The sequence below is a fragment of the Glaesserella australis genome (assembly GCF_003260095.1).
Lineage (GTDB): Bacteria > Pseudomonadota > Gammaproteobacteria > Enterobacterales > Pasteurellaceae > Glaesserella > Glaesserella australis.
The window spans coordinates 116,291-140,923 of record NZ_PTPX01000017.1 but is presented as its reverse complement, the minus strand read 5'-3'; the positions used below and the strand labels follow the sequence as shown (position 1 = coordinate 140,923).

General features: G+C 41.2%; 20 protein-coding genes and 1 tRNA gene. 8 read left to right on the top strand and 13 right to left on the bottom strand.

Annotation, left to right across the window (positions count from 1 at the left end; genetic code table 11):
- Positions 1-48 precede the first annotated feature (48 nt).
- The 3 genes from modB (at position 49) to C5N92_RS08975 (ending at position 1,982) form a co-directional block, all read left to right on the top strand.
- Positions 49-756 (top strand): molybdate ABC transporter permease subunit, encoded by a 708-nt coding sequence (modB, locus tag C5N92_RS08985; protein ID WP_111750517.1) that lies wholly within the window; start codon positions 49-51, stop codon positions 754-756.
- On the top strand, positions 756-1,823 hold the full coding sequence (modC, locus tag C5N92_RS08980; RefSeq protein ID WP_111750516.1) for a molybdenum ABC transporter ATP-binding protein ModC: 1,068 nt from the start codon (positions 756-758) through the stop codon (positions 1,821-1,823). Before modB ends, modC begins: the two co-directional genes overlap by 1 nt.
- 82 nt (positions 1,824-1,905) lie before the next feature.
- Positions 1,906-1,982, top strand: a tRNA-Ile gene (locus C5N92_RS08975).
- A 236-nt stretch (positions 1,983-2,218) separates the two neighbouring features.
- On the opposite strand, the gene C5N92_RS08970 is transcribed toward C5N92_RS08975, so the two are convergent.
- The gene (locus tag C5N92_RS08970) at positions 2,219-3,244 is read right to left on the bottom strand and encodes a TrmH family RNA methyltransferase (protein WP_111750515.1); all 1,026 of its coding nucleotides are present in this window, start codon (positions 3,242-3,244) and stop codon (positions 2,219-2,221) included.
- A 146-nt stretch (positions 3,245-3,390) separates the two neighbouring features.
- On the opposite strand from C5N92_RS08970, the gene suhB reads away from it, so the two are divergent.
- Positions 3,391-4,203, top strand: coding sequence for an inositol-1-monophosphatase (gene suhB / locus C5N92_RS08965; protein WP_111750514.1), 813 nt, complete (start codon positions 3,391-3,393; stop codon positions 4,201-4,203).
- Between the two features lie 54 nt (positions 4,204-4,257).
- Positions 4,258-6,111: a 1-deoxy-D-xylulose-5-phosphate synthase gene (gene dxs / locus C5N92_RS08960; RefSeq protein ID WP_111750513.1), complete on the top strand. Its 1,854-nt coding sequence runs from the start codon at positions 4,258-4,260 to the stop codon at positions 6,109-6,111.
- 54 nt (positions 6,112-6,165) lie between these two features.
- On the opposite strand, the gene msbA is transcribed toward dxs, so the two are convergent.
- The 8 genes from msbA to C5N92_RS08920 form a co-directional block, all read right to left on the bottom strand.
- Positions 6,166-7,944: a lipid A ABC transporter ATP-binding protein/permease MsbA gene (gene msbA, locus C5N92_RS08955; RefSeq protein ID WP_111750512.1), complete on the bottom strand. Its 1,779-nt coding sequence runs from the start codon at positions 7,942-7,944 to the stop codon at positions 6,166-6,168.
- A 79-nt stretch (positions 7,945-8,023) separates the two neighbouring features.
- On the bottom strand, positions 8,024-8,722 hold the full coding sequence (locus tag C5N92_RS08950; protein ID WP_111750511.1) for an LrgB family protein: 699 nt from the start codon (positions 8,720-8,722) through the stop codon (positions 8,024-8,026).
- Positions 8,715-9,110 (bottom strand): CidA/LrgA family protein, encoded by a 396-nt coding sequence (locus C5N92_RS08945; protein ID WP_111750510.1) that lies wholly within the window; start codon positions 9,108-9,110, stop codon positions 8,715-8,717. Before C5N92_RS08945 ends, C5N92_RS08950 begins: the two co-directional genes overlap by 8 nt.
- A 33-nt stretch (positions 9,111-9,143) precedes the next feature.
- Positions 9,144-11,060, bottom strand: coding sequence for a DNA repair helicase YoaA (yoaA, locus tag C5N92_RS08940; RefSeq protein ID WP_111750509.1), 1,917 nt, complete (start codon positions 11,058-11,060; stop codon positions 9,144-9,146).
- Positions 11,061-11,117: 57 nt separating this feature from the next.
- Positions 11,118-12,455, bottom strand: coding sequence for a replication-associated recombination protein A (locus tag C5N92_RS08935; protein WP_111750508.1), 1,338 nt, complete (start codon positions 12,453-12,455; stop codon positions 11,118-11,120).
- Positions 12,455-12,943 carry a rod shape-determining protein MreD gene (mreD, locus tag C5N92_RS08930; RefSeq protein ID WP_111750507.1) on the bottom strand — a complete coding sequence of 163 codons (489 nt, stop codon included), beginning with the start codon at positions 12,941-12,943 and terminating at the stop codon, positions 12,455-12,457. The genes C5N92_RS08935 and mreD overlap by 1 nt, the downstream gene beginning before the upstream one ends.
- Entirely contained in the window at positions 12,943-13,989 is a 1,047-nt protein-coding gene (gene mreC, locus C5N92_RS08925) for a rod shape-determining protein MreC (RefSeq protein WP_111750506.1), read from the bottom strand. Before mreC ends, mreD begins: the two co-directional genes overlap by 1 nt.
- Positions 13,990-14,081: 92 nt before the next feature.
- Positions 14,082-15,134: a rod shape-determining protein gene (locus tag C5N92_RS08920; RefSeq protein ID WP_111750505.1), complete on the bottom strand. Its 1,053-nt coding sequence runs from the start codon at positions 15,132-15,134 to the stop codon at positions 14,082-14,084.
- Between the two features lie 292 nt (positions 15,135-15,426).
- Here C5N92_RS08920 and pntA point away from each other — a divergent pair, with 292 nt between their 5' ends.
- Both pntA and pntB read left to right on the top strand, forming a co-directional pair.
- Positions 15,427-16,956 (top strand): Re/Si-specific NAD(P)(+) transhydrogenase subunit alpha, encoded by a 1,530-nt coding sequence (gene pntA, locus C5N92_RS08915; protein WP_111750504.1) that lies wholly within the window; start codon positions 15,427-15,429, stop codon positions 16,954-16,956.
- A gap of 11 nt (positions 16,957-16,967) precedes the next feature.
- Complete coding sequence (pntB, locus tag C5N92_RS08910) at positions 16,968-18,341, top strand: Re/Si-specific NAD(P)(+) transhydrogenase subunit beta (RefSeq protein WP_111750503.1); 1,374 nt, start codon at positions 16,968-16,970, stop codon at positions 18,339-18,341.
- 105 nt (positions 18,342-18,446) lie between these two features.
- On the opposite strand, the gene C5N92_RS08905 is transcribed toward pntB, so the two are convergent.
- From C5N92_RS08905 to sixA, 4 genes are all read right to left on the bottom strand, one after another.
- Positions 18,447-20,273, bottom strand: coding sequence for a monovalent cation:proton antiporter-2 (CPA2) family protein (locus C5N92_RS08905; protein ID WP_111750502.1), 1,827 nt, complete (start codon positions 20,271-20,273; stop codon positions 18,447-18,449).
- Between the two features lie 88 nt (positions 20,274-20,361).
- Complete coding sequence (locus C5N92_RS08900; protein ID WP_111750501.1) at positions 20,362-21,234, bottom strand: pirin family protein; 873 nt, start codon at positions 21,232-21,234, stop codon at positions 20,362-20,364.
- 144 nt (positions 21,235-21,378) lie between these two features.
- Positions 21,379-22,284, bottom strand: coding sequence for a pirin family protein (locus C5N92_RS08895; RefSeq protein ID WP_111750500.1), 906 nt, complete (start codon positions 22,282-22,284; stop codon positions 21,379-21,381).
- Positions 22,285-22,577: 293 nt separating this feature from the next.
- Positions 22,578-23,060, bottom strand: a complete 483-nt coding sequence (gene sixA, locus C5N92_RS08890; RefSeq protein ID WP_111750499.1) for a phosphohistidine phosphatase SixA — start codon at positions 23,058-23,060, stop codon at positions 22,578-22,580.
- Between the two features lie 130 nt (positions 23,061-23,190).
- Here sixA and pyk point away from each other — a divergent pair, with 130 nt between their 5' ends.
- Positions 23,191-24,630 carry a pyruvate kinase gene (pyk, locus tag C5N92_RS08885; RefSeq protein WP_111750498.1) on the top strand — a complete coding sequence of 480 codons (1,440 nt, stop codon included), beginning with the start codon at positions 23,191-23,193 and terminating at the stop codon, positions 24,628-24,630.
- Positions 24,631-24,633 lie beyond the last annotated feature (3 nt).

The window sequence follows — 24,633 nt, the reverse complement described above, 5'->3', positions numbered from 1 at the left end:
CAAGCAAAAGGCTTGCGACGATATATCACTTTAATAAAACGAGCCATAATGCCCTTTTTTGATTTTTCTCGACAAGAACTCAATGCCATTTATTTAAGTCTGAAAATTGCCAGCGTTGCCATTATTTTTGCCCTTCCTTTTGCAATTGGTGCAGCTTGGTTACTTGCCCGTAAAGAATTTTGGGGTAAAAACTTATTTAATGGCATTATCCATCTTCCCCTTGTACTTCCACCTGTCGTCATTGGCTACCTATTGCTTATTTTAATGGCAAAAAAAGGGGCAATTGGGCAATATCTGTGGGAATGGTTTAACTTTTCCTTTAGCTTTTCATGGAAAGGGGCTGTCCTTGCTTCTATGGTAATGGCATTTCCCCTTATGGTGCGTTCTATTCGGCTAGCCTTTGATGCTATCGACCCAAAACTGGAACAAGCCGCAAGAACCCTAGGTGCAAGCCCCGTCAAAGTTTTCTTTACGCTCAATCTTCCGCTCTCATTTTCAGGCATTGTAGCAGGTGCGGTATTAGGTTTTGCTCGCTCGCTAGGTGAATTTGGTGCCACTATTACATTCGTTTCAAATATTCCCAACCAAACCCAAACGATTCCAGCGGCACTTTATACTTTCATTGAAACCCCTGATGGCGAAATGGCAGCGGCTCGCCTTTGCTTAATTGCGATTGCGATCTCACTTATCGCCCTTTTCTTCTCTGAATTATTAGCCCAACGCCAACAGCGTTTCCAAAAAGCGAGGGATAATTAATGACTGCAAAACATTTACACATTGATGTTGAACATCAATTTGGTGAACTAGCGTTAAAAGTCCATGTCGATATTCCCGCCAAAGGCGTTACCGCTATTTTTGGACGTTCAGGTGCGGGGAAATCCAGCTTAATCAACCTTGTCGCAGGTTTAACGAAACTTAAAAAAGGCAAAATTATTTTAAATGAACGAACCTTGTTTGATGCAGAAAAAGGGATTAATCTCGCACCTGAAAAACGCAAAGTAGGCTATGTATTTCAAGAACATCGACTTTTTCCCCATTATCGTGTGGAAGGGAATTTGAAATATGGTTGCAAGCGGTTCGATCAGGCAAAATTTTTGCAATTAGTCGAATTATTGGGGATTGCCCATTTGTTAGACCGTTTCCCCATCAGCTTATCTGGTGGTGAAAAACAACGTGTTGCCATTGGCAGAGCCTTATTGAGTGAGCCTGATATTTTATTGATGGACGAACCTTTATCCGCGCTCGATCTTCCCCGTAAAAATGAGTTAATGGAATATCTTAGCAAATTAGCAAAAACGCTCGATATTCCCATTTTGTATGTTAGCCACAGCTTAGATGAAGTGATTCGGTTAGCCGATAATTTATTGCTATTAGAAAATGGCAAAGTGGTTGCCTTTGATAAAACCGCTGAAGTCTGGCACAGCCCAATGTTTTCTGCTTGGCAACCCGATTCACAGCGAGTCACCTTACTTGAATTACCCGTTGCAGAACAACAAACAGATTATGCGATGCAAGGTTTAGCCATTGGTGAACAACGTATTTGGATTCATCAACAACCACGCTATCAGCTCAATGATTTAGTGCGAATTACGATTAAAAGTAAAGATGTCTCTCTCGTTCTAACTAAACCTGAACAGACTTCTATTCGTAATATTTTGTGTGGCGAAATTTGCAAAATTGAACCACAATCTGACCGCTATGATATTGCACTCAACGTCGGCTCGCTTGAAATTTGGGCAACCATTAGCCAATGGGCATTTGATGAATTAAATCTCGCGCTCGGACAAACTGCCTATTTACAAATAAAATCCGTCTCGATTTAGCCTGTTTTTTCAGCTAGTAAATCTCGCTGACTAGCTTTACAGCGAGATTTTCTCTATAATGTCTCCCATTCAATTCAAATCTCCCCCCTTAGCTCAGTCGGTCAGAGCAGGCGACTCATAATCGCTTGGTCACTGGTTCAAGTCCGGTAGGGGGGACCATCTTGCATTTTTTACTTTATCTTATTCTTTAATATCATAAAAAACGATATTAAAAATATCTACGCAACAAACAACTACAATACTACTTTTCTAAATAAACTCAGAATATTAATTAGAAAAATTCATTATGTTTTGTCGCGCTTTAAATATGAAAAAATAATCCAGTTTAGAGCTTAACTGGATTATTGGATTTGGTTAAATCATCTTAACTATATCAGTATTAATGACTATTCTTATTAAAGAATATGACTTTGATACCACTGCGCTAATAAAATTCCAGCATTGACAGCGACATTCAAACCACTATTTAACGGATTTGCAAAAGAAAGCTGTACCACCGTATCTTCAGGGTATTCTGCATCATTTGGGACAATTTCACTTAGTACAAAAACTACTTTTTCCGATAACGCCGTTTTTGCTAATGATTTTGCTTGTTTTTGACGGGTTATGTGAACAATCTGATAGCCCGCATTGCGTAATTGGGTTAACGCAATTTGTTTATGTTTGGTTTCTAATGGGTGCACAAACTCTAATCCACCTTCCGCAACACGTGCTGCATTGCTTGAATTAAGAATATCGTTGCTTTCTACAATAATCCCTTTTACGCCATAAAAAGCACAGGTGCGCATAATTCCACCTACGTTTTGTGCATTATTGACGCCGTCTAATAAAACTAAACAATCACGTTGTCGTGGTAATTTTAAGTAGCCTTCTAATGAAAATGGCGATGCTTTTTTCACTAATAAGCAAATACCGCCATGATGTTCTGTGCCAGTGACTCGTTCCATTTCTTCGCTATCGACAACATGATAGGCCTTTTTCTGTTCTGCAAGATAACTCAACAATTCACCTGCTTTCTTTGCTCCTTCTACCGTTGCCCATAGGCGTACAATGGCTTCAGGACGTTGTTGAAATAAGGTATGGCAAGAGTTTTCGCCATAGACTTTCATTTCTGTAGCTCTGTTATTACGAATTTTTTCAGGCGCTCTTGGCGAAAGTGGCCCCGTTTTCTTTTCGACAGGCTTATTGTCTCTGCCTTTCACACTAATTTGTACCGAGCCTTCACGTCCTGCTTTTTTGGCTTCCGTAGGATAAATAGCGTAATTGGGTTTGTCGCTTGCTTTATCATGTGTCCTAGCGGTATTACTGAACTTACCATGCTTTTCTTTTGATTGACGTGGTTCTTTATCTTTGAATTTTGGCTCACGACGCTCTTCAGCGGTTTTAAAACGTGGCATTTTACTGTTAAATTTATTATTCATAATCATCTTTAGGGTAGGAAAAATTGATTGAAGTATAGCAGATCATACCTATCTCACGGTAGGCTTTTTTCTCTTCCCTATTTCTTTATTCTCCAACTTTCTCTATAATTCTAATCCTTTTATGTTCTTTAAAATCTGGTGGAATTATGAATCCAATGTTAAATATCGCTATTCGTGCTGCACGAAAAGCGGGCAATATTATTGCCAAAGGCTATGAGCAGGCCCCGCAAGATACACAAGTTGCTCAAAAAGGCTCAAATGATTATGTGACTGAAATTGACAAAGCGGCAGAAGCAGCAATTATTGAAGTTATCCGTAAATCTTATCCTGATCACGCTATTGTCGGAGAAGAGTCAGGTGTTTTAGCTGGCGAAAATAACGATGTTCAGTGGGTGATTGATCCATTAGATGGAACAACTAATTTTGTGAAGCGCTTGCCACACTTTGCAGTTTCGATTGCTATCCGTGTGAGTGGTCGTACTGAAGTGGGCGTTGTTTATGATCCAATTCGTAATGAATTATTTACTGCGGTACGTGGTGAAGGTGCAAAATTAAACGAATTCCGTTTACGCATCAGTAACGAACGTCGTGACTTACAAGGTACTGTGTTAGCAACAGGTTTCCCATTCAAAGTGGCAAAACATCGTACAGCACACTTAAATATGATTGAATCCCTGATGAACAACGGTGTAGCAGATTTCCGTCGTACAGGTTCTGCAGCGTTGGATTTAGCTTATGTAGCTGCAGGTCGTGTAGATGGTTACTTTGAAATTGGTTTAAAACCATGGGATTGTGCCGCAGGTGATTTAATCGCTCGTGAAGCGGGTGCATTAGTGACGAATTTTGTAGGTGGTACTGATTACTTAAAATCAGGCAATATTGTTGCAGGTAGTGGTCGTGTTGTAAAAGAAATCTTAAACAGCATTCAACCAACGCTTACTGAAGAATTGAAAGTATAATAATTAAGAGATAATTTTGGTGGGCAAAGCCCACCCAACTATTAAGATAAGCCTATGCAAAAGACCTATCCATTGCTCAGTCAAATCAACTCGCCAGATGATTTGCGTTTATTACCCAAAGACAAACTTCAACCGCTTTGTGATGAACTTCGTGCCTATTTATTAGAGTCCGTAAGCCAAACAAGTGGTCATTTAGCTTCTGGATTAGGTGTTGTTGAACTCACTGTTGCATTGCATTACGTTTATCAAACACCCTTTGATCAACTTTTATGGGATGTTGGTCATCAAGCTTATCCGCATAAAATTCTCACGGGCCGTCGTGACCAAATGCATACCATTCGACAAAAAGATGGATTGCATCCTTTTCCTTGGCGTGAAGAAAGTCCGTTTGATGTGTTAAGCGTTGGACATTCTTCAACGTCGATCAGTGCTGGACTCGGTATTGCAATTGCAGCGGAAAAAGAGAATGCAGGGCGTAAAACGGTCTGTGTGATCGGTGATGGGGCAATTACTGCAGGTATGGCATTTGAAGCGATCAACCATGCAGGTTCTATCCACACAGATATGTTGGTTATTCTTAACGACAATGAAATGTCCATTTCTGAGAATGTCGGCGCATTAAATAATCATCTTGCTCGTCTCTTTACGGGTTCTCTCTACAGCACTTTACGTGAAGGTGGAAAAAAACTTCTTTCAGGTTTACCTCCTATCAAAGAATTTGTACGTAAAACAGAAGAACACGTTAAAGGGTTTGTTTCACCTGTTGGTACGATGTTTGAAACCCTTGGTTTTAACTATATTGGTCCTATTGATGGACACGATATTGAAGAACTGATTTCTACATTGAAAAATATGCGGAATATGTCAGGTCCGCAGTTCCTTCATATCAAAACCAAAAAAGGCAAAGGTTACAGCCCAGCAGAACAAGATCCTATTGGCTTTCATGGCGTGCCAAAATTTGACCACACAAGCGGTAAGTTACCGCAAACAAAATCCGCACCGACCTATTCCAACATCTTTGGCGATTGGTTATGCGAAATGGCAGGGCGTGATCCAAAAGTGATTGGCATCACTCCTGCAATGCGTGAAGGATCGGGAATGGTCGAGTTCTCCAAACGCTTCCCACAACAGTATTTTGACGTAGCGATTGCTGAACAACATGCCGTGACATTTGGCGCAGGGCTTGCAATTGCCGGCTATAAACCTGTAGTGGCGATCTATTCGAGCTTTTTGCAACGTGCTTACGATCAACTTATTCACGATGTGGCGATCCAAAACTTGCCTGTGATTTTTGCCATTGACCGTGCTGGAATCGTGGGTGCTGATGGACAAACCCATCAGGGTGCCTTTGATTTGAGCTTTATGCGTTGTATTCCAAATATGACGATTATGTGCCCAAGCGATGAAAACGAAATGCGACAAATGCTCTACACCGCTTATACGATGAACAGCCCTGTTGCCGTGCGTTACCCACGTGGAAACGCTCAAGGCGTGGCTCTTGAGCCGATGCAAGCCCTTGAAATTGGCAAAGGTAAACTTCTTAAACAGGGAGAGAAAGTCGCTATTTTGAATTTTGGTGCGTTACTCAATGAAGCAAAGCAAGTAGCAGATGCTAATAACTATACCCTTGTTGATATGCGTTTTGCTAAACCGTTAGACGAAACGTTAATCGCAGAACTAGCCGACAGCCACGAATTACTCGTTACCCTTGAAGAAAACGCTATTCAAGGCGGGGCTGGCAGTGCGGTTAATGAGTATTTGCAAAAAATTGGTAAGATCAAACCGCTTGTTATGCTAGGTATTCCAGATTTCTTTGTTCCACAAGCGACACAAGCGGAAAGTTATGCGGATTTAGGATTAGATGCTAAGGGAATTCAAAACCGAATAACGCAGGCATTAAAAGCATAATAATCATAAAGCGAATAGTAATATTCGCTTTATTTTTTACTACTTTATACAAGGTTACTCACTAAATTGCATTTGATGTAACTGTTTATAAGCTCCACCTTTTTCTAACAAGGCTTTATGTGAGCCTCGCTCAATAATTTCTCCATGATCAACCACTAAAATTTCATCAGCATTTTCAATGGTAGATAAGCGGTGTGCAATCACTAAAACAGTACGATCTTTTTGTAACTCATCAAGTGCAGCTTGAATGGCTCGCTCTGACTCTGTATCTAACGCTGAAGTTGCTTCATCTAATACTAGCACAGGCGAATTGCGTAATAACGCCCTTGCAATCGCTAAACGTTGGCGTTGTCCGCCCGATAAACTCACACCGTTTTCGCCAATTACTGTATCTAACCCTTGTGGCATTTTTTCGATAAATTCCGTTGCATAAGCGGCTTTTGCAGCCGCTTCGATCTGCTCACGGCTATATTTATCTTTAGCAGCATAAGCAATATTGTTAGCGATCGTATCATTAAAGAGATGAACCTGTTGTGAGACAATCGCACACTGCTCACGCAAATTGTTTAAAGTGTAATCTTGAATTTTGTGGTCGTCTAAATAGATATTGCCCGAATCAATTTCATAGAAACGTGTAATCAAATTCGCTATCGTCGATTTACCCGATCCTGAACGCCCTACCAATGCCAAGGTTTTGCCTGCAGGCAGATTAAACGAGATATTTTTTAAAGCGGGTTGTTCTTTGCCAAAATAGGTAAAAGTCACGTTTTCAAAGCGAATATCGCCTTTGGCTCGCTCAATTTGATAGGTTCCCTCATTTTTCTCTGTTGGCAAATCAAACAAAGTAAAGAGCGTTTGGCTCGCTGCCATTCCCCGTTGGAATTGGGCATTGACGTTGGTTAAGGTTTTCAGCGGACGTAAAATACCCATTAACGCCCCGATCACCGCTGCAAATTCCCCTGCGGTTAAATCATCACCAATAATTTCAGGTGAACCTGCAACAAAAAGAACCACCGCTAAAGCAAGAGACGCAATCACTTGAATAATCGGGTCAGCAATGGCACTTGCTGCCATCATTTTCATTCCCTTGCGACGCATATCATTACTGGTGTGATTAAAACGCTCTTCTTCAACTTTTTGTCCGCCGAAAGAAAGCACCACTTTATGTCCACGTAACATTTGCTCCGCACTTTCTGTCATATTTCCCATAGATTCTTGCATATTACGGCTCAAGGTACGGAAACGTTTCGATACAACTCGAATTAAAATGGCAATCACAGGACCAATTAAAAAGAGAACGAGCGATAAACGCCAGCTGAAATAGAACATTGTTGCAATAAGGAAAATGATATAAACGCCTTCCCTTACCACACTTTGTAAAGCATTTGCTGAAGAGCTTGCAATTTGTTCTGAATCATAAGTAATACGAGAAAGCAATTTGCCTGATGAGTTTTGGTCAAAAAAAGTAACGGGCATAAACATGAGATGTTTAAATACCTTCTGACGCATATTCATAACAACCTTGCCCGAAACCCAAGCCAAGCAATAAGCGGAGATAAAGCTCGTAATTCCTCGTGCAAAGATTAAACCCACAACAATAAATGCCATCATTTTCAAGAAACTACGTTCTGATTCACCAAAACCTTCATCAATTAATGGCTGTAACATTGTAATTAGATAAGCATCCGCCGCAGCATTGAAGATCATCGCAACCATCGCTGCAACAATCCCCCACTTAAAAGGAGAGATCATCGGCCATAAACGTTTAAACGTTTGCCAAGTGGATTGATCTTGTGTCATATCATCAAGAGAAAAGGGATTTTTTGCTGTCATTATTAGGTTCTCTAAAAATAGGAAGTGGCTATTTTAAAGGGAAATTGCGATTACACCAAATTTAAAAGTAATAACTCGTTTAAAAGTAGTAACTTGCTACAAATTTAAACACAATCGGAGCAATCAATGATGAAAGTAACCCACATAACACAAGGGAAACAGATGCATAACTACCCGCCTTGACACTATATTCCATTGCCCTTGCTGTACCTAAGGCGTGAGAAACAGCTCCCATACTTAACCCTATCGCTCGGGTGTTGCGTAGCTTCATCAGTTGCAAAATTGCAATACCAAAGGCAGATCCTGTAATCCCCGCAATGGCGACTGCTACTGCCCCTAATGCTGAATTGCCACCGATTTCATTGACAATCGAGATCGCAATGGCTGTTGTCACAGATTTAGGCAAGATCGCTGCAATAATCTCAGGGTTTGCTCCGAAAATTAACGCCAAGATAACACCGCTTGTCATCGTTAAAAAAGTACTGACGAGCACAATCAAGCTGATTTTCTTCCAATGCTTACGAATTTGGGGGAGCTGTTCATAAAAAGGTACGGCAAGAGCAACTACCGACACACCCAATAGCTGATTAAACAGAAAATTGCCCTCGTAGTAATCGTTAAAAGGAATATCGGCAAGCAGTAAAATTCCGATGATCAGCAATAACGACAAAATAAAGGGATTGAGAATAGAAGATTTTAGGCGTTTGTTCACCTTTAATGCCACAATAAACACCGCCAATGTGATCAACTCGTAGGCGTAAATCCAAAAATTAGTCATCACGCTTTTCTCCCTGTGAGTCTTTTTCTGTTTCTTTTTCAAAAAGCCACTGAGCTAAATAGCCAATCACTACCAAACAAATCACAGTACTTAAAAAATTTGCCAATAACAAGGCTTCTAAATGAGCAGAAAGTACATCAACTTGTTCAATAATGCCCGCACAAATCGGTAGGAAAAAGATCGTCATATAACGCAGTAACGGGCGAGTAGCAGGGTAAACCCAGCTCACTTTGACCAATTTTGTGACAAGCAGACTAAACAAAAGCAACATTCCCCAAATACTTTCGGGAATGCCTATCGGAATAAGTAAGTTGAGCCACTTTCCCAAATAGAGCAGTAAAAACAGCAACGCAAGTGCCGTAATAAAACGTAGGCTTTTGATTAACATAACATTTTGATTAATATGAACTTTTCAATAAAACTATTTCTGCAAAAACGCAATCACTTTCCCCAAATCCCTTGTGCGTTTGGACGGCGGTAAACTTTTTAGGAATGTTGAGCCATATTGTCGCATCACAAGGCGAGAGTCGCAGATAATCACCGCTCCCCTGTCTGTCACATCGCGGATCAACCGCCCTACCCCTTGTTTTAAGGTAATCACTGCTTCAGGAATTTGAATATCGTTAAACGGATCGCCCCCTTGTAGTTTGCAATCTTCCATTCGGGCTTTGAGCAACGGCTCGTCAGGGGCAGTAAATGGCAATTTGTCGATAATCACCAACGACAAAGCATCACCACGTACATCAATCCCTTCCCAAAAACTTTGGGTCGCCACCAATACGCTATTCGGTTCAGCAATAAATTTCTCAAGCAGACGGCTTTTGCTCGTCTCCCCTTGTAGCAGAACGCTTAGGGAGCTATGTTCTCGCAAAAAATCCGCCAAACCACGCATCATAAAATAAGATGTACAGAGCAAAAAACAGCGTCCATTATTGGCTTCGATCACTGGCTGAAGTAACTGCCCCAATGCCGTAAGCGTATGGGATTTGTTAGTATCGGGCAAGTAACGTGGCACACAAAGCAACGACTGATTAGCATAGTCAAAAGGGCTTTGTAGCACCATTTGCTCAGCATTCTCAATGCCAAGCCGTTGGCAAAAGTGATCGAACTTGCCCCCGACTTCAAGGGTCGCAGACGTGAAAATCCAGCCGATTTGTTGCACTTTCATCTGTTCGCCAAATTTATCTGCCACCGTCAGCGGTGTGATGTGCAAGCCGAAAGATCGCCCATTGATTTCATACCAATAGCAGTAGCCGACCACGCTAGTATCGCCCAATCTTTTGAGCTGTGCTTTGACTTCCGCCAAACGTTCAAAGATTTTATCCAGCGTTTCAGAACGACCGAGCGATTTTTTCACCACTTCGCTCAAAAAATCGATATTTTCATTCAACTTTTTGAACCCTTCGACCACTTTCGGATCTTGCAAAATTTCTCGCAAATTGCCCCGCTTGTTGCCGTCTCCCAAAAGCAAACGGAAATCCTGCACCACTTTTTGCAGGTGATCAGACGCTTTGCCTAATTGAGACGCATCTTTTAATTCGGTTCGATAGACAATGTTGCAATCTTTACAAATATCAAACAGTTGGCGAGATGTTAAAGATTGCCCGAAATACTGGCTGGCAATATCGGGCAGTTGGTGAGCCTCGTCAAACACCACCAATTCCGCTTCAGGAATAAGCTCGCCAAACCCCGTTTCTTTCACCGCCATATCCGCACAAAAGAGATGATGATTAACCACCACCACGTCCGCTTCCAACGCCTTACGCCGAGCTTGCACCACATAGCACTCTTTGTAATTTGGGCAATCCGACCCTAAACAGCTCTCCGCCGTTGAAACCAGCTGTGGCAAAATCGGGCTGTCTTCGGCAATGGTGATACATTCGCTTAAATCACCTGTTTGGGTACTGCTGTGCCATTTCCGCACTTTCGCCAAATCCGCCAACACCGACCTGTCGCCAACCACGCCCATTGCAATCACCTGATCGAGCCGTTCCAAACAGAGATAATTCGCCCGACCTTTTAACAGAGCCACTTTTCCCTTATATTTCAACGCCTTTTGAATGGTCGGCAGGTCTCGATTAAATAGCTGATCCTGTAAATTTTTTGACCCTGTGGAAATAATGGTTTTCTTGCCCGATAACAACGCAGGCACAAGATAAGCAAAGGTTTTGCCCGTTCCTGTTCCAGCCTCAATCACCGCACTTTTTGCAAATTTTACGGCTCTTCCGACCGCTTGTGCCATTTCTAACTGAGCATCACGGGGGCGAAAACCTTGAATGTTTTTACTCAAAGTACCATTTGGGCTAAAAGCGTCGGTTATTTTTTCGGAGAGTTTCATATAGTTAGCTTTGATATTCAAATTACAAGCGGTTAGATTAGGATAATTTTTTGCAAATTATTTATAACGTTGCATCGTACCCAACTGATCCAACTCTTTCAACCACGCCATTTTTTCTTTGATCTGCTTTTCCATTCCTCGTTCGGTCGGGAAATAGAATTGCGTCTCTTTTAATTCAGGAGGAAAGTAGTTTTCCCCTGCGGCGTAGGCGTGGGGTTCATCGTGAGCGTAGCGGTATTCTTCGCCGTAGCCGAGTGATTTCATTAAATTGGTTGGGGCGTTGCGAAGATGTTCAGGGACATCATAATCTTTACCCTCTTGGGCAAGGCGTTTAGCTTGTTTGAATGCAGTGTAAACGGCGTTGCTTTTTGGAGCAACGGCAAGGTAAATCACCGCTTGAGCAATAGCTCTCTCGCCCTCATAAGCTCCGACTCTTGTGTAGCAATCCCACGCAGACAAGGCAACTTGCATTGCTCTTGGGTCAGCATTGCCGATGTCTTCAGACGCAATGGCAAGTAGTCGGCGTGCAACGTAAAGTGGGTCGCCACCAGCGGTTAAAATGCGAGCATACCAGTACAACGCGCCGTCTGGTGATGAACCACGAATAGACTTGTGCAGAGCTGAAATTAGGTCGTAATAGCGGTCGCCACCTTTGTCGAAACGGGCTTGGCGTTCGCCTAATACTTCGGTGAGCAAGGATTTATCGAGCAATTTACCTTGTGGCAGCTGCTCTGCCATATCGCTCATTAATTCAAGGCAGTTTAAGGCAAAACGTCCGTCTCCATTGACGTAATCTGCTAGCAAATTCAACACATCATCTTGAATAATCAGCTTTTCGTTACCCAAACCACGCTCTTTATCCGCAATTGCATTTTGCAAAATTTTCAGAATATCAACCGCTTGTAGTGGCTTAAGAATGTAGATTTTGGCTCGTGAAAGTAGGGCGTTATTCAGTTCAAAGGACGGATTTTCAGTCGTTGCCCCGATAAAAATAATCGTGCCGTCTTCAATATGTGGCAAGAAAGCGTCTTGCTGACTTTTATTGAAACGGTGGACTTCATCGACAAACAATAAAGTGCGTCTGCCTGATTGACGGTTAAGTTTCGCTTTTTCGATTGCTTCTCGGATCTCTTTAATGCCACTCGTTACTGCAGAAAGTCGTTCCACTTCTGCATCAAGTTCACTCGCAATGATTTCAGCAAGGGTGGTTTTGCCCGTGCCAGCTGGCCCCCAAAAGATCATTGAGTGGCTATGTCCTGCTTCAATCGCTCGGCGTAGGGGCTTGCCTGTGCCGACCAAATGAGATTGTCCCACATATTCCGCCAAATTGCGTGGACGCATTCGGGCGGAAAGGGGGCGAAAATCGGCTGAGAAATCGAAAGATAAGCTGTTCATTAGCGTAAATGTAGCCCCCGTCGGATATGTCGCATTAGTAGGAAAATCCACGGCCATAAGATACCGCTTATAATCGCCCCGATGATCTCTTGTGTATTAAATTCGGCACTGTGCAATACCAGTTCAATAAAGAAAATTAAAAAGCGAATAAGAGCGATATATGCCATTACCAACAGGCTTTGTAACCAAAGGGAAAGGTTACGCAAAATCAGGTGGTATTTGGCAACGAAATAAATAGCAATGGATAAAACCAGTGCATGAATACCCAAAATAGAACCTAGCACTAAATCCCAAACAATACCGGCTAGAAATGCGGTACCAACGCTAATTTTATCTGGTAATGCTAACGCCCAATAAATAAGCACTAACACTACCCACGTTGGACGCAAGCCTTGTAGATCAAGGGGCCACGGCATAATTTCTAACACAAAGGCGATCACAAAAATAAAAGTAAGCACTAACAGTTGGAAGATCATATTTTCACGCATTATTCTGCCCCTTGTTCTGTGCTGTGGTTTGCATCACTTTCAACTTCAGGCTGTGATGCTGGGTTTTCGGTTTCATCAGGCTCTGTGCTTTCTTCTTTCGGTTCTTCGCGTACTTGCTCTTTTTTGCTATTTTTCAAGCGGTCTAATGGGTTCAAACTTTTACGTCGTTCTTCCACCGCATCTCGCACATCTTGTGGAGATAGTGTATCAGACTTACGAATTTCCTCGCTTGTTGGCCATAATAAGAGTAAATATCGTAAACGCTCTAATGAGGCTAATGGTCGAGCAGTCGCTCTAGCAAAATGGTTTGAACCGTCGTTTTGTACCGTTTCGATCACCGCAACAGGATAACCTTCAGGGAAACGTCCACCTAAGCCTGATGTGACTAGCACATCACCTTTCGCAATATCAACGGTTCTCGGCAAATTATCCAAAATCAATTCATCGTTATGCCCGTTGCCGTTAGCGATAGCTCGCACATCATTGCGCAAAATCTGAACAGGAATGGCGTGGGTCACATCGGTTAAAAGCAGCACTCGGCTACTTTTTTCACCAACCGAAATCACTTGCCCCACAACGCCCCGTTCGTCAATCACAGGCTGTCCGACAAAAGCCCCGTCGCTTTGCCCTTGATTGATCACCACTTGCTGACGATAAGCGTCCATTTCAGCAGTTAATACTTCTGCTACTTTTTTATACTCATCTTGACGCAATGGCGAGCTAAGTAACAAACGCAAACGTTGATTTTCGACTTTAAGCTGATCTAGCAGTAATAAATCTGCATTTTTCTCACGCAGCTGTTCCTTTAATACACGATTTTCTAACTGCAGTTTTTGACTGTCGATAAAATTATTACTTACACCATCTAATACTGTTCTTGGAGTATTTGCAAAATAGTAAAGTCCGCTCACTGCAGTTTCTAATACGCTACGCATTTGAATCATGGCGCTACTTCTACCATCTAACAAAATTAATGCAATAGAAATAACGACTGCAAAAAATAGTCGGACACCAATAGGAGGTGCCTTCGCAAAAATAGGTTTCATATTTGTTTAAAAATTAACTCATCTATTTAAACGCAAAATGGACAATAGCCGTTGATATTGTCCATTTTACTTTTTAATTCACTAATCCTAGATTAGTTATCATCACTGAAAAGATCACCACCATGCATGTCGATCATTTCAAGGGCTTTACCACCACCTCGAGCCACACAAGTTAAAGGATCTTCAGCCACAATAACTGGCACGCCTGTTGCATCAGAAAGTAACACATCAAGGTTTTGTAATAATGCACCACCACCTGTTAATACCATACCTCTTGCAAAAATATCGGCTGCAAGTTCTGGTGGACATTGTTCTAAAACACCTTTTACTGCTTCAACGATACCATTTAAAGGCTGCTCTATCGCTTCAAGAACTTCTTTTGAGCTTAATTCAAATGTACGTGGTGCACCTTCTGCAAGGTTGTGACCATGAACTTCCATTGTACGAATTTCATCATCATTTTGAATATAAGCTGTTGCAATTTCTTTCTTAATACGCTCTGCAGTTGTTTCACCGATAGCAGAACCATAGTGACGGCGAACGTACGCGATGATCGCTTCATCTAATTTATCGCCACCAATACGCACCGATGCAGAATGCACAATGCCATTTAATGAAAGTACAGCAACTTCTGTTGTACCGCCACCGATATCAATCACCATAGAACCCGCAGCTTCTGCAACAGGTAATCCCGCACCAATTGCAGCTGCCATTGGCTCTTCAATTAAATAAACTTCTCGAGCGCCTGCACCAATCGCTGACTCTTTAATTGCTTTACGTTCTACTTGCGTTGCCCCTGCTGGCACACAAACAAGTACACGAGGACTTGGACGCATAAAATTATTGCTATGCACTTGTTTAATAAAGTGTTGTAACATTTTTTCTGTCACATAGAAATCTGCAATCACCCCATCTTTCATTGGACGAATTGCTAAGATACTTTTTGGTGTACGACCTAACATTGATTTTGCATTACTTCCTACTGCAGCAATACTTTTTAATGAACCAATACGATCTTGACGAACAGCCACAACAGAAGGCTCATCTAGAACAATACCCTGCCCTTTTACATAAATAAGAGTGTTTGCAGTACCAAGGTCGATAGAAAGATCATTTGAAAAAAGTCCAAGAAATTTTTTAAACATATAGGGAATCCATTGAAACAGAATATTATTTTAAATAGCCACATCTCTTTATAAAGAGACAAAATTGGGCGTAAATATAGCAAAAAAGCCCCCATACACCAAGGAATTAATTCATTTTTTTGTAAGTTTTTAAGAAGATAACACCGCTTGTAACGATTCTAGTCAAAAAATAGCTTTATTTATGCCTTTCATTAGAAATTTTTTACCCAACGATATAAATAAATGGTACATTTAGCTTGTTTTAACTTTGAAAAAACATCTTTATTTCAACACTAACCATATAGGAGTCTTTATGCTTATTGGTGTACCAAGAGAGCTGTTAGACGGTGAAACTCGTGTGGCAGCAACGCCAAAAACCGTTGAGCAGATCAGAAAACTTGGCTTTGAAGTCATCATTGAAAATAATGCTGGCTTTAAGGCAAGTTTTGAAGATGATGCATTTGCACAGGCAGGTGCGACTATCGGCAATACAAAAGCAGTTTGGAATGCAGACATTATCTTTAAAGTCAATGCGCCAACAGACGCAGAAATTGCATTAATCAAGGAAGGAGCAACACTGGTTAGCTTTATTTGGCCAGCACAAAATCCTGAATTGATGGAAAAACTTTCTGCGAAGAAAATCAATGTGTTAGCGATGGACGCTGTGCCTCGTATTTCTCGTGCCCAAGCCCTTGACGCACTAAGCTCAATGGCAAACATTGCAGGTTATCGTGCCGTAGTTGAAGCTGCTCACGAATTTGGTAGCTTCTTTACAGGACAAATCACCGCCGCAGGTAAAGTGCCACCAGCGAAAGTGTTGGTCATCGGTGCAGGGGTTGCAGGTTTAGCGGCGATTGGTGCGGCAAACAGTTTAGGTGCAATCGTGCGTGCTTTTGACTCTCGTCCAGAAGTAAAAGAGCAAGTAGAAAGTATGGGTGCAAGCTTCCTTGAAATTGATTTCAAAGAAGAAGGTGGCAGTGGCGATGGCTATGCAAAAGTGATGTCGGAAGAGTTTAACCGCCGTGCATTAGCACTTTATGCTGAACAAGCGAAAGAAGTCGATATTATTATCACCACCGCACTTATCCCGGGTAAACCAGCACCACGTTTAATTACCAAAGAGATGGTTGCCACAATGAAACCTGGTTCGGTAATTGTCGATTTAGCGGCTGCAACGGGCGGTAACTGCGAATTATCGCAAGCAGGCAAAGTTGTCACCACTGAAAATCAAGTGAAAATTATCGGCTATACCGACTTACCAGGTCGCTTACCAACCCAATCTTCTCAACTTTACGGCACAAACTTAGTCAATCTCTTAAAACTATTATGTAAAGAGAAAGACGGTAACATCAATATCGACTTTGAAGATGTGGTATTGCGTGGTGTAACCGTTATCCGTGATGGCGAAGTTACATGGCCTGCTCCACCAATCCAAGTTTCTGCTCAACCACAACAAAAAGCAGCAGCTCCAGTTGAGAAAAAAGAAGAAAAACCAGCAGATCCACGCATTAAATACGGCTTACTCGGTTTAGGCGTTGTGACATTCTTATGGTTAGCGTCTGTTGCACCAGCGGCATTCTTATCTCACTTCACCGTGTTCGTGTTAGCTTGCGTTGTCGGCTACTATGTGGTTTGGAACGTCAGCCACGCACTCCACACGCCATTAATGGCGGTAACCAATGCGATTTCAGGCATTATTATCGTTGGGGCATTATTGCAAATTTCACAAGGCAGTTTCTTTATCAGCATTCTCGCCTTTATTGCAATTTTAGTGGCAAGTATCAACATCTTCGGCGGCTTTAAAGTCACCCAAAGAATGTTAGCGATGTTTAGAAAAGGTTAAGGAGAAAGAGTATGTCTTTAGGTTTAGTACAAGCGGCATATATTGTCGCAGCCGTTCTCTTTATTATGAGCCTTGCAGGGCTTTCTAAACACGAAACGGCAAAAGCAGGTTGTTGGTATGGCATTATCGGTATGACCATTGCCCTAATTGCAACTATTTTTGGCCCACAATCACAAGGTACCATTTGGATTTTAATCGCAATGGCTATCGGTGGTGCTATCGGTATTCGCCAAGCGTTAAAAGTAGAAATGACCGAAATGCCAGAGCTTGTGGCAATTTTGCACAGCTTCGTGGGTTTAGCAGCGGTGTTAGTTGGCTTTAACAGCTACGGCTTAGCACACGAAACCGATCCTGTGTTACAAAATATCCACAATGTTGAAGTATTCTTAGGCATCTTTATCGGTGCGGTAACTTTCACAGGCTCTGTGGTGGCATTCGGTAAATTGCGTGGCATCATCAACTCAAAAGCGTTAATGCTTCCACACCGCCACAAATTAAACCTTGCGGCATTAGTCGTGTCTGCATTATTAATGGTGGTATTCTTAAACAACCCTGAGAATATCTTCCCAGTATTAATAATGACATTAATTGCCCTTGCATTCGGCTGGCACTTAGTGGCATCTATCGGCGGTGCGGATATGCCTGTGGTGGTCTCAATGTTGAACTCTTACTCAGGTTGGGCAGCGGCAGCGGCAGGCTTTATGTTAAGTAACGACTTGTTAATTGTAACGGGTGCGTTAGTGGGTTCATCAGGTGCAATTCTCTCTTACATTATGTGTAAAGCAATGAACCGCTCGTTTATCAGCGTTATCGCTGGTGGCTTTGGTAACGATGTACAAGTTAGCTCTGATGCAGAACAAGGTGAACACCGTGAAACCACCGCAGAAGAAGTGGCAGAAATGCTCAAAAATGCAAGCTCTGTGATCATCACCCCAGGATACGGTATGGCAGTGGCTCAAGCACAATATCCTGTAGCTGAAATTACCCAAAAATTGCGTGATCGTGGTGTAAATGTGCGTTTTGGTATTCACCCTGTTGCAGGTCGTTTACCAGGTCATATGAACGTATTACTTGCGGAAGCGAAAGTGCCTTACGATGTGGTATTAGAAATGGACGAAATCAACGATGATTTCCCTGATACTGATGTGGTTTTAGTTATCGGTGCAAATGATACCGTAAACCCAGCGGCAATGGACGATCCAAACAGTCCAATCGCAGGTATGCCAGTGCTTGAAGTGTGGAAAGCACAAAACGTTGTTGTGTTCAAACGCTCAATGGCAGTAGGTTATGCAGGCGTACAAAACCCACTGTTCTTCAAAGAAAACACCCAAATGTTATTTGGTGATGCGAAAGAACGTGTGGACGATATCTTAAAAGCACTTTAATTGACTAAAACATAAGGCTCACATTTGTGAGCCTTATTACTATATGAGAACAAGCGGTTAGATAAACTGAATATTTTTCAATTGAAACCACTAACGATATTATAGCTATTCTTTATTCTCTCTCGCCCTTTCCAAAATATTTTGAATTTCCAGCATAGTTTCTTGATCTTCTGCAAGAGCAATTTTGCGCATTTCTTCATTTTTGAAAATATCAAGTTTTGGATCATAAACTTCTGCCATTAATTTGACTCGGTGGCGATCTCGTTCAAAATAATATTGACAAATTTCTTCTGCCACTTCAGGCTCAACACCAACCATTTCTAAGGCTGCTCGTCCATTACGTAAAGCAGAGTCAAAGGTTTCACGGATTTGTTTATCCGCACCCGCTTTATAGAGTTCAAACACATGGATACGGTCATACGCCCTTGCGATAATTTTGATATTTGGATTCATGGAACGAGCGAGTTCAACAATATGTGTCGCTTGATGTTTATCATCGACTGCTACAATGAGCAATTCCGCCGTTTCAATACCTGCATTGTGTAAAAGTTCAGGTCGTGTTGCATTACCATAGTAACTCTTAATGCCATACTGCTTTGCACTTTCAACTTGCGATTCATTCAAATCAATAATCGTTGGATGATAACCTGACATCGTTAAAATATGATTGACGATCTGACCATAACGCCCAATACCCACAAGGATAATTGGATGTTTCTCATCAATATGATCATCTGCCCTTTCTTCCGTTTTACTCATCAAACGTGGTGCAACAAACTTATTGTGTAAAATGATCGTAATCGGTGCAAAAATCATAGAAAGCACCACAATCGCCGTTAAATTTGCTTGCTCTTCTAATGAAATAACACCTTGAGTTGTTGCCGCAGCATATAAGACAAAGGCAAACTCACCACCTTGTGCCATAATTACTGCTCTGTCTGCCGCTACACTATTTGTACTTTTCATGAGTTTTGCAATCAAGAAAATACAAAGAGATTTGACCACCATCATGGCAATAACCGCAGAAAGAATTAACGCCCAGTTGTTAAAAACAACATTTAAATCTAACGCCATGCCGACGCCAAGGAAAAATAATCCGAGCAATAATCCACGGAAAGGCTCAATATCTGCTTCTAATTGATGACGGAAACTAGACTCAGAAAGTAACACACCTGCAACGAAAGCGCCCATAGCAGTCGATAAACCACCTTCTTCCATTAATAATGCAGAACCCAATACCACAAACAACGCTGCGGCAGTCATTAATTCTCGGATTTTGGTTTTCGCTAATAAACGGAAAAGTGGATTAAGTAACCAAATCCCGACAACAACTAATGCCGTTACCGATAATCCAGCAATACCAATTTTTTGCCATACTGGTTGAGCATCTGCGATATGATTTGGATCCGTTGGTGCAAGGAACGTTACAATCGCAAGTAATGGAACGATAATCAAATCTTCAAACAATAAGATTGAGACCATTTTCTGCCCTCTTGGGCTTGCGATATCGCCACGCTCACTTAATACTTGCATCACGATTGCAGTAGAAGTTAAAACAAAGCCTGCTCCCCCTACAAAAGAAACTTGCCATGAATAGCCGAAACTCATACCAACAAAGGTAAGCAACACCGCACAAACGACTACTTGCATGCTTCCTAAACCAAAAATTTGACGACGTAGTCCCCATAAATGAGATGGTTTCATTTCTAAACCGATAATAAATAGAAACATTACCACGCCAAGTTCTGCAATATGAATGATTGATTGGGGATCTGAAAAAAGCTTTAACCCGAAAGGACCAATAGCAAGTCCAGCAGCTAAATAACCAAGAACAGAGCCTAAGCCCAAACGTTTAAATATAGGTACAGCAATAATTGCTGCACCAAGCAGTGTAACAACACTGATTAATTGACTTGCACCTTCGGCCGCCATTTTTCACCTCAAAAACTAAGAAAATTAATATTCTGTGAATACGCAAAAAGCCGGAAAGGATTCCGGCTTAAATTTAAGTGGATATTGACTATTGAGCAATAGAACCAAACTTACCCGCTTGCACATCTCGCATTGCTTGAATAATTTCAGCTTCTGTATTCATTACAAAAGGTCCATATCCGACAATAGGCTCATTAATTGGTTCACCCGTTAAAATTAACAATTTAGCATCTTTTGTCGCTGTAATCTCAACGTCTGCGCCACCGCTGACAAAAGTGGCTAATTCACCACGAGAAACCGCATCTTGTCCATTGATTTTAATTTCACCGTCTAAAACAAGGATAATTAAATTATGACTTTCAGGCACAGCAAAAACATTGCTTTTACCTGCATTCATACGCACATCCCACATATTAATTGGTGTAAATGTGCTTGCTGAACCCGTTACACCATCTAATTCCCCTGCAATTAAACGAGCATAACCTGCATCATTGGCAAATTGTACTACAGGAATTTCTGCAGAAGTAATCGCTTGATAACGTGGTTTTGTCATTTTATCTTTGGCAGGTAAATTAACCCAAAGTTGAACCATTTCAAACATTCCACCTTCTTTTGAGAATTTTTCTGAATGGAACTCTTGGTGCATTAGACCTGAACCCGCCGTCATCCATTGCACGTCACCTGTACCAATGGTACCGCCACCGCCATAAGAATCGCTGTGTGAGACTTCACCTTGATAAGCTACCGTCACAGTCTCAAAGCCACGGTGTGGATGTTCGCCAACACCACGTGGATGATAATCGCGGTTTGGTTCAAAATAACGAGGTGGATTGTAATCCATTAATAAGAACGGACTTAAATTTTCACCTTTATCATGATAGCCAAACATAGATTGAACTTCGAAACCATCACCGACCCAATGTTTTGCTGGTGCACGACGGATATTTGCTAATTTTTTCATTTGAAACCTCTTTTGTTTAATTCATTCAATTTAGGAAAACGATGTTTTCTTGCTTAAGTGAGCTCATTATATAATTTATAAAAAATTGATAAACTGTATAAATATAAAAACACTATCTACCAAAAAGAAATAAATCAAACATCATTATACTTTCATTTTATCAGGTACGCTTGGCGCTGGTAGACGCTTTAATACAGTACCTTCTAAATTAATATCGCCAAAACGGGCGTGACCGCTATTCCAATCAGAGACTGCTTGTTCTAAAGACTCCACGCTGTCTCCCACAAAATTCCACCAAATGACCGTTGGATGTGGCAGTGGCTCACCACCTAGTAACATAACGTGTGTGCCAGCATCTGCCCAAAGCTCTAATTCACCCGTCGCATTTTGACAATCTGATAGTACTGCCAATTCATCTGCTTTATAGCTTTCACCATTTACTTTCACTTCACCTTTAAGCACCAAAATGCCATATTCAAAGGTAGGTACTTTTTCAATGTCAAAAGATTGCGCTTGTGTAAACTGCATATCTACGCCAACAAGTCGGCTAAATTGTGTTGTCGGTGCGGTATGCCCTAAATAGCTTCCTGTCGTCAGTACATAGTCAATCCCGTTTTCACTCCATTCAGGCAGTTCAGGATAATGCTCAAAATTAGGCTTAATCTCTTGATTCATCGGTAATGCAATCCAAAGTTGTACCGCATGTAAATCATGAATACCTTCTGGTGTTTGCTCTGTATGACTAATACCATAATTTGCCCCAGTCCCAGCCGTCATTAAATTGACTTGACGAGGCTTAATTAACTGACGATGACCAAGGCTATCTTGGTGCCACACTTCACCTTGTAGCATCCAAGTAAATGTTTGTAGGTTGGTATGTGGATGTAATCCAACTTGCAAACCTAAAGAATCTTCTTCAAACTCAGCAGGGCCTGCATGATCTAAAAAACACCAAGCCCCCACCGTTTTACGCTGTGGCTGTGGTAATAAACGTGCAACAGGAATCCCGCCAACGTCCTTGGTTTTTGCTAAAATTTTATCTACGCTCATGATTAGCTCCTATTTTGTATTTGTATCTGAATTTATCTTTAAAAAAATATTCTATGTACTTTAAATTAATTTAACCAATTAATAAATTATCATTTTATTGATTTACTTTTTACTAAAATAAAATAATAGATCGTAGATACTCATGAATTTTGCAAAAAATTACAACAAACTGACCGCTTGTACTATTAAAGTAGAAACGTAAAAAGGTGTATCTCCGTTCTTCCCACATTGTTGAAAGAAATACTGTTGTGATAACAATACAAAACCGTTGCTATTATCAACCTAACGTAATTTTATGGATAAACCACGTCAATCACTTTACCAACATCTTGCTTCCACTCAATTTCCGCAATCACCGCAGGATAAAAATTCACATTGTGTTTGGTTAAGTGGTAAACCAAGTCAAATACTAAAGGTAAATGCGAAATAATCAGTATATTTTGCGCACCTTCTTCTCGTAAAAAATGTAAATAATCAACCACTATATTCGGATTTCCACTCGGTGTAATCTCTTCCCAGATTTCTTCAATATTTGCAAAACTTTGCACAAATCCGACCGCTTGCAAGCCTTTAAATACATTCTCTTTTGTTTGTTGCGCTCGCAAATAAGGGCTAACAATGACTTTATCTAGCTTAATCTTTTGATTATTAAAGATTTCCCCTAATTTCTTCCCTTGTTCAAAAGCCATCATATGACCATTCTCAGTTAAAGGTCGTTCATTGTCAGTTTTTGCATGAAAACTAGCTTCACCGTGACGCATTATCCAAATATTCATTCAAGATCTCCTAATTCGTTATTTAAACTGAACATTTTTGAGCGTATAATGCACGGCGTTTTTTAGTGTTGCAAGCAACACTATCAAAGATTTCTATCATTTATACAATTCAATCAGGAGAAAATACATAATGTCTCGTAAACTCAGAAGAACCAAAATTGTTTGTACTATGGGTCCAGCAACAGATCGTGGCAATACATTAGAGAAAATTATTGCTGCAGGTGCAAATATGGTTCGTATGAACTTCTCACACGGTGTGCCTGAAGATCATATTGGTCGTGCAGAAAAAGTACGTGAAATTGCAAAACGTTTAGGTAAACACGTAGCAATTTTAGGTGACTTACAAGGTCCTAAAATCCGTGTTTCTACCTTTAAAGAAGGTAAAATTTTCTTAAATATCGGTGATAAATTTACTTTAGATGCAGAATTACCAAAAGGCGAAGGTCATCAAGACGCAGTAGGTCTTGATTACAAAAACTTGCCAAACGATGTTGTTCCTGGCGATATTCTTTTATTAGATGACGGTAACGTGCAATTAAAAGTGCTTTCAATTGATGGCGCAAAAGTCTTTACAGAAGTGACTGTGGGCGGTCCATTATCTAATAACAAAGGGATCAACAAATTAGGCGGTGGTTTATCTGCTCCAGCTTTAACTGATAAAGATAAAGAAGACATCAAACTTGCTGCGAAAATTGGTGTGGATTACCTAGCGGTATCATTCCCGCAATCAAGTGCAGATTTGAACTATGCTCGTCAATTAGCGAAAGAAGCGGGTTTAGATACTAAAATCGTGGCAAAAGTAGAGCGTGCTGAAACAGTCGCAACAGAAGAAGCGATGAACGACATCATTTTAGGTGCGGATGTTATCATGGTTGCTCGTGGTGACTTAGGTGTTGAAATTGGTGATGCTGCGCTCGTTGGTGTACAGAAAAAATTAATCCGTCGTTCACGTCGTTTAAACCGTGTGGTAATTACCGCAACACAAATGATGGAGTCGATGATCAAAAAACCAATGCCAACCCGTGCGGAAGTAATGGACGTGGCAAATGCGGTATTAGATGGTACTGATGCAGTAATGCTTTCAGGCGAAACTGCAAATGGTGATTACCCAGTTGAAACAGTGAAATCAATGGCAGAAGTGTGCTTAGGGGCAGAAACTATGCCAAGCATCAATGTCTCACGTCACCGTATGGAAGACAAATTCACATCGGTAGATGAAGCAGTAGCAATGTCTGCAATGTACACTGCAAACCACTTAGAAGGCGTTTCTGCAATTGTGGCATTAACTCATTCAGGCGAAACTGCAAAATTAATGAGCCGTATCAGCTCTGGTTTACCAATTTATGCTCTTTCTCGTAGCGAGCAAGCATTAAATCGCTGTGCGTTATACCGTGGTGTTACCCCAGTTTTCTATGACCAAGATAGCCGTACTATTGATGGTGCGAAAAAAGCCATTGCTTTATTAAAAGAGCAAGGTTATTTAATGACTGGTGATTTAGTACTCTTAACTCATGGTGATGAGTTAAAAGAAGGTGGTACAAATACTTGCCGTATTTTACGTGTAGAGTAATTT